General features: G+C 33.1%; 21 protein-coding genes and 1 pseudogene. 12 read left to right on the top strand and 10 right to left on the bottom strand.

The annotated features are described in order from the left end of the window. The 5 genes and pseudogenes from QZ143_RS03770 to mcrB form a co-directional block, all read right to left on the bottom strand. Positions 1-1208 (bottom strand): methyl-coenzyme M reductase subunit alpha (locus QZ143_RS03770; protein ID WP_292881374.1); only part of this gene is annotated, 1208 nt, incomplete at its 3' end. Positions 1209-1213: 5 nt separating this feature from the next. Continuing rightward, positions 1214-1937, bottom strand: a pseudogene (gene mcrG / locus QZ143_RS03765) (coenzyme-B sulfoethylthiotransferase subunit gamma). Between the two features lie 2 nt (positions 1938-1939). Continuing rightward, the gene (mcrC, locus tag QZ143_RS03760) at positions 1940-2539 is read right to left on the bottom strand and encodes a methyl-coenzyme M reductase I operon protein C (protein ID WP_292881371.1); all 600 of its coding nucleotides are present in this window, start codon (positions 2537-2539) and stop codon (positions 1940-1942) included. A 6-nt stretch (positions 2540-2545) separates the two neighbouring features. Then, complete coding sequence (gene mcrD, locus QZ143_RS03755) at positions 2546-2995, bottom strand: methyl-coenzyme M reductase operon protein D (protein ID WP_292881368.1); 450 nt, start codon at positions 2993-2995, stop codon at positions 2546-2548. A gap of 34 nt (positions 2996-3029) precedes the next feature. Next, on the bottom strand, positions 3030-4361 hold the full coding sequence (gene mcrB, locus QZ143_RS03750; RefSeq protein ID WP_292881365.1) for a coenzyme-B sulfoethylthiotransferase subunit beta: 1332 nt from the start codon (positions 4359-4361) through the stop codon (positions 3030-3032). Positions 4362-4846: 485 nt separating this feature from the next. On the opposite strand from mcrB, the gene mmp10 reads away from it, so the two are divergent. Further along, positions 4847-6097, top strand: a complete 1251-nt coding sequence (gene mmp10 / locus QZ143_RS03745; protein WP_292881362.1) for a methyl coenzyme M reductase-arginine methyltransferase Mmp10 — start codon at positions 4847-4849, stop codon at positions 6095-6097. Between the two features lie 12 nt (positions 6098-6109). Here mmp10 and QZ143_RS03740 read toward each other — a convergent pair whose 3' ends face one another. Next, positions 6110-7033, bottom strand: coding sequence for a methanogenesis marker 7 protein (locus QZ143_RS03740; RefSeq protein WP_292881359.1), 924 nt, complete (start codon positions 7031-7033; stop codon positions 6110-6112). A 62-nt stretch (positions 7034-7095) separates the two neighbouring features. Next, positions 7096-7614, bottom strand: a complete 519-nt coding sequence (locus tag QZ143_RS03735) for a hypothetical protein (protein ID WP_292881356.1) — start codon at positions 7612-7614, stop codon at positions 7096-7098. A gap of 39 nt (positions 7615-7653) precedes the next feature. Between QZ143_RS03735 and comB the strand changes: the two genes are divergently transcribed. The 5 genes from comB (at position 7654) to QZ143_RS03710 (ending at position 12291) form a co-directional block, all read left to right on the top strand. After that, a complete protein-coding gene (comB, locus tag QZ143_RS03730) occupies positions 7654-8337 on the top strand; it encodes a 2-phosphosulfolactate phosphatase (RefSeq protein ID WP_292881353.1) in 684 nt (227 codons plus the stop codon). 207 nt (positions 8338-8544) lie between these two features. Further along, a complete protein-coding gene (locus tag QZ143_RS03725; protein ID WP_292609741.1) occupies positions 8545-9717 on the top strand; it encodes a TraB/GumN family protein in 1173 nt (390 codons plus the stop codon). Between the two features lie 67 nt (positions 9718-9784). Further along, positions 9785-9997, top strand: coding sequence for a DUF1922 domain-containing protein (locus QZ143_RS03720; protein ID WP_292609740.1), 213 nt, complete (start codon positions 9785-9787; stop codon positions 9995-9997). Positions 9998-10020: 23 nt separating this feature from the next. Further along, positions 10021-11343: a hemolysin family protein gene (locus QZ143_RS03715; RefSeq protein ID WP_292609739.1), complete on the top strand. Its 1323-nt coding sequence runs from the start codon at positions 10021-10023 to the stop codon at positions 11341-11343. A gap of 9 nt (positions 11344-11352) precedes the next feature. Next, positions 11353-12291, top strand: coding sequence for a calcium/sodium antiporter (locus tag QZ143_RS03710; RefSeq protein WP_296801204.1), 939 nt, complete (start codon positions 11353-11355; stop codon positions 12289-12291). Here the strand turns inward: QZ143_RS03710 and QZ143_RS03705 are convergent. Next, on the bottom strand, positions 12250-13125 hold the full coding sequence (locus QZ143_RS03705; RefSeq protein WP_292881350.1) for a TIGR00269 family protein: 876 nt from the start codon (positions 13123-13125) through the stop codon (positions 12250-12252). The genes QZ143_RS03710 and QZ143_RS03705 overlap by 42 nt on opposite strands. A 50-nt stretch (positions 13126-13175) precedes the next feature. On the opposite strand from QZ143_RS03705, the gene QZ143_RS03700 reads away from it, so the two are divergent. Continuing rightward, the gene (locus QZ143_RS03700; RefSeq protein WP_292881347.1) at positions 13176-13481 is read left to right on the top strand and encodes an MTH1187 family thiamine-binding protein; all 306 of its coding nucleotides are present in this window, start codon (positions 13176-13178) and stop codon (positions 13479-13481) included. Positions 13482-13488: 7 nt separating this feature from the next. Here QZ143_RS03700 and QZ143_RS03695 read toward each other — a convergent pair whose 3' ends face one another. Next, the gene (locus QZ143_RS03695; RefSeq protein ID WP_292881344.1) at positions 13489-14592 is read right to left on the bottom strand and encodes a DegT/DnrJ/EryC1/StrS family aminotransferase; all 1104 of its coding nucleotides are present in this window, start codon (positions 14590-14592) and stop codon (positions 13489-13491) included. A gap of 107 nt (positions 14593-14699) precedes the next feature. Between QZ143_RS03695 and QZ143_RS03690 the strand changes: the two genes are divergently transcribed. The 5 genes from QZ143_RS03690 to cofG all read left to right on the top strand — a co-directional run bounded on the left by QZ143_RS03690 (position 14700) and on the right by cofG (position 19275). Next, positions 14700-15863, top strand: coding sequence for a tRNA (guanine(10)-N(2))-dimethyltransferase (locus QZ143_RS03690; protein ID WP_292881341.1), 1164 nt, complete (start codon positions 14700-14702; stop codon positions 15861-15863). Positions 15864-16102: 239 nt separating this feature from the next. Further along, a complete protein-coding gene (locus QZ143_RS03685) occupies positions 16103-16579 on the top strand; it encodes an Lrp/AsnC family transcriptional regulator (protein ID WP_292881338.1) in 477 nt (158 codons plus the stop codon). A gap of 211 nt (positions 16580-16790) precedes the next feature. Then, positions 16791-17732, top strand: a complete 942-nt coding sequence (gene mptA, locus QZ143_RS03680; protein WP_292881377.1) for a GTP cyclohydrolase MptA — start codon at positions 16791-16793, stop codon at positions 17730-17732. 11 nt (positions 17733-17743) lie between these two features. After that, complete coding sequence (locus QZ143_RS03675; protein WP_292881335.1) at positions 17744-18184, top strand: DUF2120 family protein; 441 nt, start codon at positions 17744-17746, stop codon at positions 18182-18184. A 2-nt stretch (positions 18185-18186) separates the two neighbouring features. Then, complete coding sequence (cofG, locus tag QZ143_RS03670) at positions 18187-19275, top strand: 7,8-didemethyl-8-hydroxy-5-deazariboflavin synthase subunit CofG (protein ID WP_292881332.1); 1089 nt, start codon at positions 18187-18189, stop codon at positions 19273-19275. Here the strand turns inward: cofG and QZ143_RS03665 are convergent. Next, entirely contained in the window at positions 19262-19999 is a 738-nt protein-coding gene (locus QZ143_RS03665) for a class I SAM-dependent methyltransferase family protein (RefSeq protein WP_292881329.1), read from the bottom strand. The genes cofG and QZ143_RS03665 overlap by 14 nt on opposite strands. Positions 20000-20182 lie beyond the last annotated feature (183 nt).

The raw sequence follows: 20182 nt of genomic DNA, 5'->3' as shown, positions 1-20182 counted from the left end.
GCTCTTTGAGATCCACCGAAGTGAGTTTCGAGTAAAGCTGGGTATTCTTCGTATTGTTCTAATGCGTAGAATGCTACTTCAGTACCTACATCAAGAACAGTGTCCATGTTGTTAGGTGCTGAGCATAAGTCACCGTATTTGTCTTCGACATAGTCTTTACCGTAGTAGGTGAAGTCGTCTAATACGTTATCGGTGTATGCTGCGGTAGCATATTGAGTAAATCCTACACCACCAGACATGTAAGAACCTAACCAAATTTGGTCGTATAAAGCAGCACCTAAAGCTACTACTTCTAAACTTGATCTTACAGGGTCATCAGGGTAAGCTCTGGAACCTTGACAGATATCTGCCATGAATCCGAATGGAACTCCACCAAGTTCGTTTTCTGCTCTTGCTCTTCTTACAGGTAAGTAAGTACCCATGTGAATAACTTCTGCGTGTTTGGATGCGTATGCGAAGTCACCAGTAGCTCCTTCACCAGCACATTGGTTGTATGCAGAAATCATGGACATACCAATTTGCATAGCAGACCATCTGGATGTGTTACCACCGTCACAGACTCTTCCTACAATGGATGGAATTCTTACAGCTTGCCAAATAGCTCCGCCAACTTCAGCTTTTAAAGCTTCAGCTTGTTCTTCAGGGAACTCTTTGTTGATGTCTAATACGAATGCTGAGTCAATTTCATCAGCTAATTCGTCGTCACCAGTGAAAACTTTTACATAGGAATCTTGTACTACTAATGGGTCGGTTTCGACCATGTGTTCTTGAACTACTGCTGCACCAGGCATAGCGTGGTTTACAGTTTCTAAGTAATGAGTAATTGTTTCAGGAGTTACTTCAATACCTAATCTTTTTTCAAGAACGTTGTGTGCAGTGTTTAATCCTACAATTACAGTTCTTCTAATATCATCCCATGCTTGTTGAATAGCTGCATTGTTAACATAGTGTAAATCGTCACCTTCTACAAAAGTATCAGTAGTAGATAATTGGTAGGACATTAAAGCTCTTTGACCTAAAGGAGTACCAATGTCTGGGTTGTACATTGGGATTCCTCTTTTTTCAGCGATTTCTTTACCTTCGTTTACAAATGCAGTTTTCTTTGCAGATTGAGTCCAACCACCCATGTTATAGAATTGGGTTCTTTTTTCGGTTGGGTCTTCTGTGAATTTCTTTTTCATTGCATCTAAGAATTTTTTATCAGCCATGTTATCTACCATCCTGCTTCAGGATTGAATGCACCAAAGGATCTGGTAACGTGTATTCTTTGACAGACTTTTACAGCGTCTACGTCGTCTTTGTATGCTTCACCATCTATTCTGTAAATAGTGGTTTTTCCTCTTAAGGTTTCTTCATCTAATGGTTCACCTAAGACTACAGGTTCGTCTAATTCTCTACCAACTTGGTCTTTTACCATTTCAACATTACCGGTTTCTTTGTTGAATACTTGTCTTCTGAGCATATCGAACATTAAACCGTTTTCATCTAATCTTAAGGAGTGACCGTGTACACCTGCACCTCTAATACCAGTTCTTGCGGTATCGAAGTATTCGGTTTCTAAGAGATATTTTGAGATTCTTTCGATGTCTCTTTCTCTTGCTTCAATAACTTGTCTTCCAGATAATGTACCGGTATCGATTCCTCTAAATCTGCATAAGTAAGATCTAGCTCTTAAGAAAGGTTGAGCTGGAGCGAAGTACATGGAATCTACGAATTGGATGTATCTGATCCTGTCTCCTGCTTTTGCACCATCGATTGGTGCTACTAATTCTCTTACACTGTCATCTGGCTCATCCATTTCATCTAATGGTGGGTGAACTGATTTGTATTCTTCACCTGGAGCTTTGTGACCTAATATTTTTACTACGTCTTCATCAGAAATTTCTCTTAATTCTGTTTTGAGCAACCTGAGAAGTACCTGGATAAATTTGTACCATAATTATGCATCTCCTAATGCTAATTTAACTTTTCTAATAATTTCATCTAATTTGTCCTGTGAAATTGTTTCACCACGGATAACACCTGTAACAATGTCATCAATAGTTCCTGCAGTTTTAATATCGCCTTCATCAGGCATGACTTTGGAAGTTTTTATGCCAATTTTAGCAAAATCTTCACAGTCAACTGGTGATTCGCATATAATTATACAGTGTTTATTGACATTCCTAAGAATTAATCTTGCTTTGTAAATAATATGATTTGCAACACCACCTAAGTGAATAACAAGTAATTTAAAATTACGCATTTGTTCGACTTCCTTATCAGTAAGTCCAAACAAAGTTCCACCGGAAGCGGGAGCATCATGAGGAACGCCTGCACCAGCATTTAAAACCATAGTACTTGTTAAAACATTCGCTTCGCGTAAACCAAATGTAATTTCACAAACCGGTTTTGTAATGTGCCTACGTCCTGGAGACATAGCTACTGCACATACATCAGTACCGCATTCTGCAAAAGTACCTCTTTGAGCAAGGCTTCCACCTTTACCCATACCACTTGCTTCCCTACAATCAACTACGTGAGTACAACGTCCTATCATATTGATCTAGTCATCCTTTTTAATTATTTTCACATGGTCTTCGAATGTTGAATATTGATCAGTCATTCCTACTAATTCGTCAGGAATTTCTTTATTACCATATTTAATCCTATCAGTAACAGTTTTTTGTTTTCTGATATAATTTGACCTGTCTTGATTAATATCAAAACCATATGGAATGTGTTTTTCACATATCTGTTCTACTTCCTTAATTGTAGATTCCATAGTAATTTCCAAAAATATTCTGGCTGTTTTAACTTGTAAAACAACATCTTCCCCATTTATCTGAATAACTCTACGTTCCTGATACTGTGGAGGTAAAGTTGCTTCACCTTTTGGGAATCTTGGACCGTGGATAACAGTTCTTTTTACATCTTCAAGTGACTCCAAGTCATTCAATAACTTTTCTGTTGTGTCACTTCCAAGAACTCTGTAAGGAAATATTTCAATATCCATTGTTAGACCTTCAAATTAGATTTGTTTAAATTAATTAGATGTCACCTTTAATTTCTTCAGCTGCAGCTGCAACTGCTTTAATAGGTTCTCTGAATTCATCAATTTGACTGTATACTTCTTTAATTAAACCAGAAGTTGCTTCTGGTGAAAAGAGTTGTGTTCCTGCATCTAAGGACATAGCAGCAGCTACACAAGGGATACAGAATCCTTTACTGTGTCTGGTTACAACGTGGTTACCGTTGAAGAGACCAGGACCTCCACCACCGTAAATGGAGTGACTGAAGAAGGAGAATCCTACAGCTACACCTTCTGCTCTACCATAGTCGAGACCAGGTAAACCGGTAGCGAATTCGAGGTTGTCGTTGAAGTATAATAAAGTAGATGGAATACCTTGAGCAGCACGAGCTGCACCTACGTTAACCATAGTTGCTGCAACAGCACCAGCAGCAGCATATGCGTTCCATTTAGCTGCGTCATCAGTGTTGTAAATAGCGAAATCAGTTAATTGTTCTTGAGGAGCAATTACACCATCAGCTTCTGCACGAGCAATAGTTGCTTGTACAATACTACCAACAGTACCTTCAGTTGCGTTATCTTTTACTAAGTCATATACCATGTTATCAGCGTTTAAACCTTGGTAAGCTAAACCTAATAAATGTAATCTTTCAAATGAACCTAAAGCGTCAGCCATTTCAAACATAGCAGTTTGTTCGAAAATAGCAGCTAATGCAGTAGCTTGGAAAGTGTTTTTCAAGGTAGCAGCAGCGAAGTCGTTTGCTTTTACGTTTCTTAAACCGTAACCTGCACCTTCGAGTTTTTGTGGAATGTCTAACATGGTTGCAATGTTAGAACCTTTGTAGTCTACAGATTGTGGGTATCTACCTAATACTGCAGCTTTTACGAAGTTTGCATCGTAAATGTCTACACCACAAACATCAATAACAGATTGTACTAAAGCGGAAGCGCTTGATAATGGAGCTGTAGAATATTCAGCAGCAACATCAATTCTTTTAGTTGGTACTTGTACTAATAACCTTTTTCCTCCGGAAATAGGTGTTACAACAGTATCATCGTCTGCGGAAATTTGAATAATTTCTTTCATTTTGTCTGCGATTGCTTCTGCGTTATCTACAATAGCGAGATCTAATTCTCTTCCTAAGATTCTAGATTTGTCTCCACCAACAGATGCGGTTTTAACAGATTTTTCAAGTCCTTCTAAGTTTACTGCAACAGTTCTTTTTACACCTTTTACGATGCTTTGAATTGCAGGGTTCCTTAATGGACTAATAGCTTCGATTGGTACGTCAGATGCAATTTCGTTGCCTCTATCATCGAATAAATCGATTTTATCATCAAACTTTGCCATTTTTTCCCTCCTAAATAAATAGAGTTTAACTAATATACCACTCTCAATGGTGAAATTTTTTCACCAAATTGAGTTGAGCTACAAAGCAAGTTCTATTGCAATAGCCAGCCATATGGTATACAAATTTTATTTTATAAAAGATATAATATAAAGATTACCTATGAAATAATTTAGAAAAGTTTATAAAGTATAATAAAAGATTTTTGATTTAAGAAAAATACCCCCAAAAGTAATACTTTTTATTTTTAATTAAAATTATTTATATACACAAAAATAGATAATAAATGCATTAAAATTTATTAAAACATTAATACAATTAATTTTTTAAAAATAAAGTTAAAATTACATGAATTATTAAAAATAAAAGAAAATAATAAATTATTACTTTAAGGTTCAATAGTAATAAATAATACTAAAAGTAATAAGAAATTTCTCCAAAAAAAATCGTGAATTTTTATATAAAATAAAAATAAAAATTAAATAATATGCAACTTGTAGCGGATGTTGGAGGTATACCCGGAAGAGACTGTAACGGTTTTTGCAAATACTGTTACTTCAGAAAGGTAAAAGAAGTTAAAAGTTTTGGCTGTGCACATTGTCTACCCAATAAAATAGGTTGTGAAAGGTGCAGCAAAGGAGTTTCCGAAACACAAGGTGATTTTAAAGCACCATTCGAAGTTATGAATGAAGTTCAAACTGCAATGATGATGGCAATGGGACATCAAGGCGAAATTAGTGCTTACATTAGTGGTGGAGGAGATATAAGCTGTTATCCCCACCTCGAAAGTCTAACTGCCAATCTAAACCAATTTTCAATTTCATCAGTATTAGGATATACCTGCGGAAAAGGAATAACCGACTCTGATATGGCTACAAGATTAATCAACAATGGCGTTAAAGAAGTTTCATTTACTATTTTTTCATCTAATCCAAAACTTCGAAAGGAATGGGTTAAAGACCCCAACCCTACCGAAGCGCTAAAGGCATGCCAGATATTCTGTGAAAACATTGACTTAACAGGTGCTGCAGTAATTATTCCCGGCGTTAATGACGGTGATGTTTTAAGAGAAACCTGCAACTCATTGGAAGAATGGGGTGCAAAAGGAATGCTTTTAATGAGATTTGCAAATACATTTAACGAAGGATTAATATTGGGCAACGAGCCAATTATCAAAGGCATTGAATCACAGCCTGTTGAAGAGTTTGGAGAACTTGTTAAGCAAATAAATTCCGAATATAAGTTTAGAGTCAGCGGAACACCAGTATGCGACCCTGAAACTGGAGGTCCATTTGCAATAGCCAAAGATGAAAATGAAGTATTTCTACAATTTATCAAACCGATTACCGGTGAAGCAACAGTCATTACCTCAAAAATTGCAGAGCCGTATCTCACCAAAATATTTTCCAAATTAGAAACAGGAGAAAATGTCAATATTGTTGCATGTGAAAAAGAAATAGCTTGCCTAATTACAAAAGAAGATTTGGAAAAGCTTGATTTAAGTGAAATAAAAGATACTGTAATAATACCAGGACGATCATTTGTCCACCAACTCGATGCTGAAAGAATTTTAAGTGCTGACGGAGTTGACAGGCTCATCGGCCGTGGCCCAGATACATTAAGCGTTGATGGAGAATTAAGCATTGACATGACTGATGAAAATGTCATTGAAAGAGAATTAGAAGAATTTAATGATTTGGTGGATGCAATAAACTTCTTTGGAATGAGAAGAATTTAAAAAAAAAGAGAGTTAGTTTGAATCCTCAACAAGAGAACTCTCACTATTTATTTTTACTAAGATATAATCATACATGAATGATTTTTTAATTTCGGCAAGTTCAGACAATTTTTTACCATCGATTACAACATCTGCAATCAAATCTGCATATTTGTCATAATTTAACTTTACGCGAACACCATCCAATTGTGAAGTTACTGGAGTTGGAGAAATAACATCTTTAATTTCACTAACTTGATTCTCAATTGCATTTTTAACAACAATGGATGGAACTAATGGTGCATCAAGAGCCATTTCACGTTTTCTATCACTTAATATTTGCTCAATTGTTTCCACCAGTTTATCAAGTGCACGTATATCCGGACCTCTTCTAAGCCTTCTAGGAATTCTGCCTAAACCGCCCACATATGCATCTGCACCAGGAAGTTCATCAACAGAAATGTCAGGAGCTCCGGTAACAATTACTGGAATATCAATATCATCATATAAGAAAGCTTTTTCCTTGATACAATTTTCAAAACTGCCCAATGCAAAAACAGCAATATCATGCTCTTCAATTAATCTTTTTTCTTCTTCAGTGATTCCGGAAGTTCCTTTTCCATCCCCTCTTGCAAGACCAATCATATTATCTTTTGCACCGAATTCCCTCAAATATTCAGATATATCACATGCAGCATGAGGCAAGTGATGCCTTGCCAAAGTTGGTGAAACGATAGCTATTTCAGAACCGGCCATAGGAGCAACAGATAATTTTGCTAAAAGTTCACGGGATTTATCTTCAATTTTGTCAACATCTTCTATAGGGATAGCTATATTTAAAACCAATTCCATCTGTTGAATACTTTCCTGAAGAATGAAACCGCCTAAATCTTCTATCAATTCCTTAATTTCTTCACTTTTGTGAACTCCACCAGTAAATGTTAATGATTCATACATATTAACAACTCTCAAAAAAATGCAATTTCATTGTGTTATTAGAAATTATTATATTTATATTATTATATTAAACTTTCTAAAATAGAATATCTCGCTTCCACTTTTTCAAAAGGGTTTTTAGAAATATTGTTATGTGAAGGAATCTTAACTAAATTATCCACTTCCACAACCTTATTTTCCAAATAATCAGGATATATGACATAATCAAAATTTTCACAAACTATATTGAATCCCACATCTCGAACAATATCTTTTAAGAATTCAGAATAGACTTTGACATTAATATCTGTTTTAAAATCTGAAACAAGATATTTTTTAGATAGTTCATAATCATTGAAAAATGTCAATACTTCCTCATCAGACAGTTCATTTCCGCTAATTTTAGAAACTTCTTTTATGCTTTCAAAAATCTGTGAAGATGTATTGATTTTAATTGCTAAAGAATTCATTTTTGTTTTACTTTCTGAAAGTAAAATAGCCAAATCCCCCCCTTCATCATCAGGAAATTTGTTTACAGTATAATCTGAAATTCCAGCCAACCGTACAATTTCTTCACACATTGGTGTTGTGATAATTTTCATGCTTATATATTATATACTAACATCTAAATAAATTACATCATGAAAGTCACATTAAGTCTAGAAACATCAATCAGCGCAGATACATCGATAATGGTTGATGCCCTAAGAGCCAGTACAACAATGATTTCTGCATTGAACAAATATGAAAAAGTAATTCCATGCTTTACTCCCGAAGAAGGTTTTAAACTAAAGGATAAATACAGAGGCGTTCTTGCAGGAGAACGTGGTGGTGAAAAAATAGAAGGATTTGACATTGGAAATTCCCCGACCGGATTAAAGGATTACGACAGTGACGAAAGAATTTTAATCCTAACAACAAGCAACGGAACCCGAATCCTTGAAAACATGACATCCCAAGTTCTCATAGGATCACTTATAAATGCAAAAGCGGTTGGAGAAGCATCAACAAAAATGGCTGAAAGCCATATTGATGTTGTTATGGCAGGAGTTAAAGGAGAATTCACTCTTGAGGACTTTTTGGCTGCAGGTGAGATTTTATACTGGATATGTGAAAGTTTAGAAGAATATGAGTTGAATGATTTTGCAAAAGCTGCAATAAATGCTAATAGGGATGACGAGTCACTGAAAGAAGGATTTTACAATTCCCGCTCTGGAAAACGTTTGGCAAAAATAGGATATGAGAAGGATATTGAATATTGTATTCAAAAAAACATTACCAACAATGTGGCAATCTACAAAAATGGAAATATAGTATTACTATAGTCCATTAACATTTTAAAAGGAGCAAGTAATCACCCACATGCGAAAAACTTTATTTAACAACTATCCAAATATACAATATCAAGTGAAAATCATCACATTCCTATTGAAATTAATATGATTAAACAGGAAAACACCAAATAATTAAGTTTATATATTTAAATTTCATAATATTATTAGAAGAATAAATATAAAAGAAGTGTTTTATTAATGAAAAGAGAATGCTTAACAATAATTGGTACTGCGCATGTATCATCAGAAAGTGTTGATGAAGTAAAAGATGCCATTTATGAACAACACCCTGAAGTAGTAGCAATTGAACTTGATAAGGGAAGATATATAAAATTAAAAAAAGATATGATGGGTATTGAAGAAGATGATACCATATCCGTCAGCCAAATAATTAAAGATAACAAAGTTGGATTATTTTTGACCACAACACTTCTTGGATATTTCCAATCAAAGGTTGGTGCGGATGTTGATGTGAAACCTGGGTCTGAAATGGTTGGAGCCATTGAAGCATGTGAAGATTTAGGAATACCAATAGCTTTGATTGATAGGGAAATCAATACCACCCTGCAGAGAGCTTTAAATAGAATGGGATTTATGGAAAAAGCTAAATTTTTATTTAGTCTTCTTTCATCCGTATTTGGTGGAGATGATGCAGAAGATGAAATTGATATTGAAGAGCTAAAAAATCCGGATAACCTTGACGATTTAATGGAAATGTTTAAAGATGAAGCTCCGAGCGTGTATGAAGTTCTTGTGCATGAAAGAGATGCATACCTTGCAGGCAAATTACTTCAAATTCCACAAGACCATGTTATCGCAGTTGTGGGAGCTGGACATAAACCGGGAATTACAAGATATTTGGACAATCCCGAAACATTGCCACCGCTTCACGAATTGGAAGACATAAACAAAAAGGGAGGAATTCCTTGGGTAAAGATAATTTTAGCACTGATTCCAATTTTATTTGTGGTGATATTTTTTCTGGCATATTTTAGCGGGATAAACATAACCGGAAATTTATACGAATTTATTATCATAAGTATGGTAATGGGATTTATCGGTTCAATCGTATCCGGTTCAAAAATTCAGTCCGCAATTATCGGAGGTGTAGTGGCCCCATTAACCATCATACACCCATTACTTGCAGCAGGATGGTTTTCAGGATTGACCGAAGCCAAATTTAGAAAAGTTAGAAAAAGAGATATTGACAGTTTAGCGCATTTAGAAAGCTTTAAGGACTTGTGGCACAACAATATCTTTAGAATATTATTGGTAGTTGTTGGAACTAACTTAGCCGTTAGTATTGCAACTTTAGTAATTTTACCATCCCAAGTTTTCATACCTCTATTCATGAAAATTTTCGGAGGGTAGTTAAAATTTTATATAATATATCCTTAATATATTATAATTACTATTAATTTTTAAAGGGAAAAATACCATGTATCTTATATTCCGTTGCGACTGCGGTCGTGCATTATATGCAAAAGAAGGTGTAGCTACCCGCAAATGTGTTTGCGGTAAAACATTGAAGGTTAAATCTAGAAGAATATTTAAAAAAGCAGCTACACGAGAAGATGCTTCATTAGCAGTTCAGGAAATGCAGGACAAAATATATGGTAACACTGACTTTCAACGAGCCAGTGAGTTATAACTAGTTTTAATGGTCTGTTAAAAATGATTGGAACGATACTCGAGATAATTATAATTTTAATTTTAATAATACTCACAGGTTATTTGTCAATGGCTGAATTGGCCGTAGTATCGGTGAGAAAAGCGAAAATGCAAAAATACATTGAAGAAGGAAATAAAAATGCTGAAATCGTTTTAGAATTATTAGAAGATCCTAATGAATTTTTATCAACTGTTCAAATTGGAATATCTCTTATCGGTGTCTTAACAGGTGCATTTGGAGGAGTAACATTAGCTGAACCGCTTGCAAATGCTATTTCATTCATACCTTACAGCGAACCGATAAGTGTAGCAATAGTCGTTATCATCACTACATATTTAACATTGGTCGTAGGAGAAATTGTTCCTAAAGTAATTGCATTGAATGACCCTGAAAGAATATCCCTAAAAGTTGCAAAAAGCATGGTAATTCTTGAAAAGGTTTCAAAGCCAGTTAGTTTTGTTCTTGCAAAATCAAGCAGTTTTCTTTTATGGGTACTTAGAATTGAAAACAAAAATGATGATGTTGTTACTGAAGAAGAAATTGAATTAATGATTAAGGAAGGAAGAGAAGACGGAACAATTGAACAAGAGGAAGAAGACATCATCAAAAGAGTCTTCAAACTTGATGACCAAAAAGTTGAAAGTATCATGACCCCACGTAATGAAATCATATGGATTGATTTGGAAGATGATAAGGACATCAACAAAGTAAAAATTATTGAAAGTAAAAGATCAATATTTCCTATTGCATCCGGCGAATTAGATGATTTTATCGGAGTTGTTCAGGCCAAAGACATTCTTTCAGCAATGTTTAATGATGACAAATTCGACATTCATAAAATTGTAAAAGAACCATTAGTTGTTTCAGAACACTTGGAAACACTGGAACTATTAAAAGAATTCAAAGAAAACCAAGGATATGTACACATGTCACTTGTTGTTGATGAATTCGGAAGTGTGGAAGGATTAATTACATTAAACGATTTACTTGAAGGTATTGTGGGAGACATTCCTGGAATTGACGAAGAGGATGAACCTCAAGCTACACAAAGAAGCGACGGCACTTGGTTGATTGATGGAAGATATCCTATTGATAAATTTAAAGAACTATTTGACTTTAATGAAACATTGCCCGATGAAGAAGAAGACGGATATACTACAATTGCAGGTTTCATATTAAGTTTAAGTGGTAAAATACCTAATGAAAATGAAAAATATGAATGTGGAAGATTCATATTTGAAGTTATAGACTTGGATGGGCACCAAATCGACAAAATTCTTGTAACCGATTTGGGACCTCAAGAACCGATTAAAATAGAGGAATAAAAAATGGACATGTCAATACTATTACAATTTGTTTTGTTAATTGTTGGATTCGTATTTTTAATAAAAGGATCTGACTTTTTTGTAGATGGTGCCAGTAGCATTGCATCCCTTTTAAAAATTCCTACAATAATTGTTGGTTTAACCATTGTGGCATTTGGAACCAGTGCTCCTGAGGCAGCAGTTTCCATCACATCAGCAATTACCGGAAATAATGCAATGGCTGTAAGTAACGTAATTGGTAGTAATTTATTCAATATATTAATGGTTATCGGTATATCTGCACTGCTGGGAGAACTATTAATGGAAAAAGATGTTCTCAATAAAGATTTGCCATTCCTTGTCGGAATTACAGTCTTATTTGCAGCATTTATTATAATAGGATGGAATGTATCCCAAATTGAAGGAATTATTCTACTTATTATATTAATTGCTTATGTAGCCCATCTTATCAAATCCGCAAAAAAATCAGATAATGCGAATGTTGTAGAAAAACCGAAATTTACTCTCCCATATAGTATACTTTTCATAATTATTGGGCTTGCAGGAATCGTTATTGGAGGAGATTTGGTTGTCAATAGTGCATCAGATATAGCAATTGCATTTGGAATGAGTGAAACATTAGTAGGTTTAACCATTGTAGCAATAGGTACATCTTTACCTGAACTTGTCACATCACTAACTGCTTTAAAGAAAGGAGAAAATCAGTTGGTTATAGGAAATGTTATCGGATCAAACATCTTCAACATCCTATTTGTTCTCGGAGCAAGTAGTGCCATAACTGCAATATCTCTTGATTCAAGTATGCTCATAGATGTAACTTTCATGGTATTCGTAACAGTACTATGTTTCATATTCGGTAAAACACAAGATAAATTTGATAGAAAAGAAGGTGCGATATTAGTTGCATTATTTATTGCATACATGATTTTCGCAATTCTCAGAAATTAATTTTTTTAACTCACAAGCCTTGCAAATATTTGATGAAGTCGGCTCACCACAAACTTCACATTCATTAAGGCTTGTGGAAATATCATTTTCAAAAGTCAATATTTTTTGAAAAGATTCCATCACATTATTTTTAATTCCAGGATACCTGTCCTCATTAACATTTAAAAATTCTTTAATTTTAGCCCTTAAGGACAAATGAGAATAAGGACATTCATCTAAATGAATATCAATATCATTCAAGATGGCCCACATTCCAACTTCTTTTTCAGGAGTGTTCCACAATGGCTTAATCCTTGGAACCAATTTGGGATGAATAACATCCAATTCCGGCCCAAATTTTGAGAATTTAATTGTGTCCCCTCTTGCAAAGCTCATTAAAAATGATTGAATTTCATCATCCAAATTATGACCGGTAGCTATCTTGCATGCTCCAAGTTCATACGCAGTCTTATTCAAGATATTTCTTCTAAAGACACCGCATGGAATACAGGCACTTTTAAAATCCTGATAGATATCATCCAATGCAAAACCTTCATCATCTTTAAAGGATTTTTGAACCAAATCAATGTTTAAATCATTTGCATTTTTAACTGCAGAATCAATTCCATGTTGCCTATAACCTTCAATTCCTTCATCAACACTTATTGCAACCAAATCAAAATTTAAAATTTGTTGATAATTTTTTAATGCATGCAATGTTAAAACACTGTCTTTTCCACCAGACAATGCAACGGCAATCAATTCGCCTTCCTTGATCAATTCATAATCCGAAATTAAATTGTTAATCCTTGTAAAAATCTTTTCGTTAAAATCATTTTTGTTTAGTTTAACCATTACTAAATTAATTTATATTAAGATAAATAAATAATTTTACCAGTGATAATATGATAACTTGTGATTTTGCAATATTACCCGTAGGAACTGAAACTACTGAATGTAAAGATTATGTAACTGCTGCAGTTCAGTCAATTAAAGATTCCGGACTAAACTACCAACTAACTGGAATGGGAACACAAATCGAAGCAGAAAATTTAAATGAACTTTATGAAGCAATAGCTAATGCTCAAGAAGCAATTTTTGAATTGGGAATCGGCAGAGTTTATACAGTTATAAAAGTAGATGACAGACGAGACTTGGAAAACAGAACATTGGATGCAAAAGTAGAAACAGTAAATAAAATGTTAAAATAAAAAAAAATTAAAATTTAGATGAAGCAGTTTTAACAGCTTCAATTACTAAATCTAAATCTTCTTTTGTAAGTGAAGGATGCACTGGAAGAGAAATAACATTGTCTGCTGCAAGTTCAGCATTAGGACAATCCCCTTCAACTTCTAATTTTTTATAAATTGGTTGATTATACAATGGAATTGGATAATGAATTCCAGTTCCCACACCGCAATCATTGATTACATCAACCCAATCATCACGATCTCCTTTTTCAACACGAATAGTGTATTGGTGATATACATGCTTTGATCCATAAGCACAATAAGGTGTAACAATGCCATCAACATCTTTTAATCCATCATTTAAATATTTAGCATTTTCAATTCTTTTAGCATTGAACCCGTCAATTTTATTTAACTGTGCAAGACCAATAGCTGCGGCAATATCAGTCATTCTGAAATTATATCCTATATCATCATGGTGATATCTGACACTTGCTCCATGAGCTCTGAATATTTTGGCATTGTCTGCCAAATCTTCATCATCGGTGGTGATAATTCCTCCTTCAGAAGTAGTCATGTTTTTTGTAGGATAAAAACTAAAACAAGACATATCTCCCAAACTACCTACTTTTTTACCATTGCAAGTTGCACCATGTGCTTGAGCAGCATCTTCAATAACAATTAATCCATGCTTTTCAGCTATCTCATTGATTCTATCCATATTGGCTGACTGCCCATATAGTTGGACAGGCATAATTGCTTGAGTATTTTCAGTGATTAATTTTTCAATTGATTCAGGTTTTATGGTATAAGTATTTAAATCAATATCAGCAAAAACAGGCTTTGCACCAGTATATAAAATTGAATTTCCACTTGCAATAAATGTGAATGGAGTTGTAATTACTTCATCACCTTTGCCTATACCACATGACAATAAAGCAACGTGTAATGCAGCAGTACCCGAATTAACAGCAATACCATAATCCGCTCCAACCCACTCGGCAAATTTTTGTTCAAATTCTTCCACTTTAGGTCCTTGAGCAATCATTCCTGATTTTAAGACTTCAACTACATTTTCTATTTCTTCATCGCCAATAATTGGTTTTGCAATAGGAACTTTAATTTCTGACACATTTATCACCAAATTATAAAAATTAGATTAATTATCATACTAATATTTAAATCTAATAATATTTAAAACATTACATATTTAAAAATATTAAAATTGAGTGTGAATCAATGGATGAATATAAGATTAAACAAATTGAAGAAGGATTAACAAAAATTGAATTTCCAGAATTTGATAAAGTATCATCCGACGCTCCTGTTTTTTACAATCCACACATGGAATTAAATAGAGATTTGTCAATTCTTGCAATACAGGTATTCCAAAAACAAGAAGAAAGAGAAATTGACATTTGTGATTTATTTGGTGGAAGCGGAATTAGAGGAATTCGTTACAAAAATGAAATAGAAGGCGTTGGAAATGTATGTATTAATGACATAAGCGAATTGGCCAATGAATATGAACAACATAATATTGATTTAAATAATTTAGAAGATATTGAAGTTTATCAACATGATGCAAGCATGTTTTTAAGAATGAAACGTGGCGAATTTGATGTAATAGACATAGATCCTTTCGGAACCCCCTCCCCATTTCTAGATTCTGCAGGATACTGCGCACGTAGAAATTCATTGTTATGCGTAACTGCAACTGACACCTCTGCATTATGTGGAACATATAAGGAGCCATGTATAAGAAAATACAATGCAAAACCTTATAAAAGTGAATATTGCCATGAGAATGGCATTAGGATATTAGCCGGTTTTGTAGCACTTACCCTTGCGAAATATGGAAAATATATTGAAGTGAAAATGTCCCACAGCACCGAACATTATATGAGATTATACATTAATGTTAAGAAAGGTCCTAAAAAAACTGATGAATGTTTAAAAAATATAGGTTACATCAGTCATTGTAAAAACTGTTTACATAGACAACCCACTAAAGGATTGGCCAGTGCAATTGAAGAAAAATGCCCAATTTGTGGTGAAAAATTAATTCATGCAGGACCACTATGGTTAGGTCCTATCCAAAATAAAGAGTTTATCGAACAAATGATTAATGAAATCGATTACAAAAAAATTAATACCGAAAAACAATCACTTAAATTACTTAATAGCTGCCTTATAGAATCTGAAGCACCAGCAACATTTTTTGATGTGCACAACATATGTAAATCATTGAAAATAAGTGCTCCAAAGCTTGATTTAATTTTTGATAAAATAAAAAATAAAGGGTTTAGCGCAGTTAAGACCCACTACAATCCACTAGGCATAAAAACAAATGCAAACATTACTGAAATAAAAAATATTCTTCTCGAGTTCAATAATGAATAGCAACTTGTAAAAAAAAATAAACAATAGCCCAACAATAATGATGAAAAATCTAAATATTATTAAAATATAAAAAAATAACAAAAAAATATGCTACACTAAATTATATTATAGCATAGGTTATAAAAAAAAATAGTTAAATATATATAAAGTTTTAAATATAATAAACAATTAATTAAATTATATATACTAATTATTAATTATACATATTAGCTATATTAATACATGAATGAAGTGATATAATGGTAAAAACTAAAGACAATGTTGTTAAACTCGATGATACAGATATTAACATCCTTAAAATTATTAATGAAGATGTTAGAACATCTTACAGACAAATATCTCGTAGTTTAGATGTTTCTGTAGGTACAGTACATAATCGTATAGACAAAATGGTTAAATCTGGAGTAATCAAAAAATTCTCACCAGTAATTGACCACGAAAAATTAGGATTTGTATTGACCACAATCATCGGTGTAAGAGTAAAAGGCGGAAAACTCAAAAATTGGGAAGAAAAAACATTTTTCAACAAAAATGTTGTTGGAATATACGACGTTACTGGCGAATATGACGCATTTTTAATTGCAAAATTCAGAAACACCAATGAACTAAATGGATTTATTAAAGAATTATTAAAAGATCCAATTATAGAAAGAACTTACACCCAAACCGTTTTAGATGTTATTAAAGAAGACATGGGTTCTTCAAACATTTTATAAATTTAGATTGGCAGTTGAACAACAAACAACTGCTTAATTAATTTTTTTATTTTTGAACAAAATTCTAAAAAAATAACTATTTTTAAAGTAAAATTTAAATTCCATCACACCTTCAAAAAAATTCATGAAAAATCATTAAATCTTTAAATATTTATATATAAAGAGAATGAGAAATAATAATATTTAATCAATATATTAAGAGGTTATGAAATTGGCAGTATGCTTACCCGACACCCAAGATGACACTCCAAGCATACCTATTAAACTTACAAGAGTAGGTGTAACAGGAGTAAAAAAATTATTACAGCTAGAAAGAATAAATAAAAGACCTATAATATTGTTACCTACATTTGATGCATTTGTAGATTTGCCAAATGATCAAAAAGGAGTACATATGTCTAGGAATCCTGAAGCAATTAGTGAAGTTCTTGAAACTGTTGCTAATGATAAGGGAGTTGCCGTTGAAGATTTATGTGCAAAAATAGTTGACAAAATGATGACCAAACACGAATATGCTAAACGTGTTGAAATATCAATGACTACTGATTTTATGTTTATGAAAGAGTCACCAGTAACTAAAAATAAAACCCAAGAAATGGCTAAACTTAAAGCAAAAGCCATTGGTTTTAGAGATGAAAATAATGAAGTTACCATCAAAAAAAGTATTGGTGCTGAAGTTATTGGAATGACTGTTTGCCCATGTGCACAGGAATCTGTAAGAGAATCCGATAAAACCAAATTATTAGAATTTTTAGATGAAGAAACAACTCAAAAAGTATTAGACACTGTTACTTTTGCTTCTCACAATCAAAGAGGAGTTGGAACATTATTAATTGAAGTTCCTGAAGATAAAATAGTTAAAGCAGAAGATATTATTGATATTATTGAAACCTCTATGAGTTCACCAGTGTGTGAATTATTAAAGAGACCTGATGAAAATGCAACTGTCATGAATGCACATCGAAAACCTGTTTTTGTTGAAGATTGTGTAAGAAACATGATGGAAAAAATTGCAACAAAATATTCTGATTTCCCAGATGACGTGTTAATTACATCCCGTCAGGAAAATCATGAAAGTATTCACAGACACAATGCATTTGCTGAAAAAGTAACCACAATGGGTGAATTAAAAGAAGAATTAAATATTCAATAGGATCTGATTTAATGAAAAAAACATATGAAATTGCAGGAGAAGTAATGGGCTTTTTTGAGTCATTTAAAGGATCAAGACCTGCAATTGATAATGAAAGAATTTTAATTGTGAGAGGAAAATCAAGAAAAGTACTGCCTTTAGATGATTTTGATTCTAAGCTTTCAGAAATTGGTGAAATCCTTGGCGGAACAGAAATAGAATCCACATCAGACAAGATTGAAGATATTCTCAAATTAGGCGATAAAAACATCCAAAAAAGTGAAACCACTACTGGAGATGTTGACAGTAAAGGATTCATTAGGATGGAAGAAGAATTGGAATCAATGGGACTTGTAGTAGCCTATAAAGTATTTGAACTTCCAAACTTTTATGTTGTTATTGCAATTTGGGAAGATAAAAATGAAATTCCTCCGCTTTATGTGGAAGTAACTGTTTCCGAACGTGAAGATTAAACATGTCAAATTTAACAAAAGAGGAAATTCTCGCTATATTAAATGCAACTGACAAAGACCTTGAAAAATATATGCTGGAAGTGGCCAAATATAGGGAGAATAATCTCATAACTTATTCTAAAAATATATTCATACCATTAACTGAAATTTGCAGAAATGATTGTGGATATTGTAATTTTAAAAAGAATCCAGATGATCCAGAAGCCATTATTCTTAAAACAAAAGAAGAAATTTTAAGTGAATTAAAAGAAGCCGAAGAACATGGTTGTAAAGAAGCTCTTTTTACTTTTGGAGAAGATGCTGATGAAGATGAAATTGTCCAATTAAGATTAAAAGAATTTGGATACGACAGCATGGTCGATTATATTGTTGATATCTGCCAGATGACTTTGGATGAAACTTCCTTATTGCCCCATACAAATGGAGGTAACTTCAGTTATGAATCTTTAGAAAAATTAAAGGAAGTAAATGCATCAATGGGTTTAATGCTTGAAAATTCATCAAAAAGATTAATGGAATTGCCTGCACATAAAAAGAGTCCTGGAAAAAATCCGGAACTTAGATTAGAAACTATTTCCAATGCAGGAAAACTAAAAATTCCTTACACCACAGGTATTTTAATAGGAATTGGAGAGACAAAAGAAGAAATTGCCGATTCATTACTTGCGATTAAAGAGATTAATGATGAGTACGGACATATCCAAGAAGTCATTATTCAAAACTTTACACCAATTCCAGGAATTGAAATGGAGAATTGGCCAAAGCCAAGCCTTTTAGACATGGTCAGAACAGTTATTGCAGCATACCTGTTGTTCAAAGACAGCGACGTCAGTATACAGGTCCCACCTAATTTAAATAGGGATACTGCACAAATTTTCCTACTTTGCGGCGCTGATGACTGGGGAGGCGTATCTCCAGTGAGCCCGGACTTTGTCAATATCACATCCCCCTGGCCGGAAATCGATGAACTCAATGAACTGACTAAAGATGCAAAATTTGAACTAACTGAAAGATTATGTGTTTATGACAAATACATAAACGATGAATGGTTAAATAAAAAGTTACTCAAAAACATCTTTAATTCACCTTAACATCCAAAACCACATGCTCCACACCCGGAGCGTATTTTTTTATTTTATTTAATTTTAATAATTCAACTTCACGATTGCCTGCCTGAGAAATAATCCTTTCAAGAGGTCTAGTATTCATTAATTTTTCAGGAACAGTTTCATGATAATGCAGTATTCCGCCTTCATTTAAACTATTTATGGCTACATTTAGATAATGATGAGTAGTTTTTACATACCCCATTATAATACGGTCAGCTTTATACTTGGGAGCATGCACCATGCAATCCCCCAAAATTGGAGTAATATTGTCCAACTTATTTAATTTAATATTTTCACATAAATAAAAGTAAGAATTAGGATTGATTTCAATCGAGTATATGTGTTTTGCATTTGAATGAACACCAATAGGAATTGAAAAATATCCTATACCTGCAAACATGTCCAAAACAACTTCATTGTCTTCAACCAATTTTGCAATACGCAGCCTTTCATTATTATTCCCTTTAGACCACATAACTTTTGACAAGTCCAATTTAAATAAACAACCATTTTCTTTGTGTATTGTCTCAGTTTCATTGCCATAGAGAATATTATATACAGGTTCCCTTTTTGTTCCTTGAATATGGTCTATTTTCATTATGGTTTTTACATTATGCTTTTTTGATAAAACCTGCAGATCTTCATAAGATTCATAATGAAATTTACTATCTAAAATCAATACATTACCAATTCGTTTCCATTTCAATTTATTCACCTTTTGAAAGAAAAGTTTATATATGCAAATAGATAATATTAATATTGTTAGTTTATACTAATTATTGATTCTGATTTTAAATAAAATTAATATGTAAATATACATTTAATTGATTTTATTATATTCAACCTATTAGATAGTTGAAATAAGATATTTTAAATACTATAGAGGTGT

Origin of the sequence: Methanobrevibacter sp. UBA188, assembly GCF_905234905.1 — an archaeon.
Lineage (GTDB): Archaea > Methanobacteriota > Methanobacteria > Methanobacteriales > Methanobacteriaceae > Methanocatella.
The sequence above is the reverse complement of the archived record's forward strand: the minus strand, read 5'-3'. Positions and strand labels throughout refer to the sequence as shown.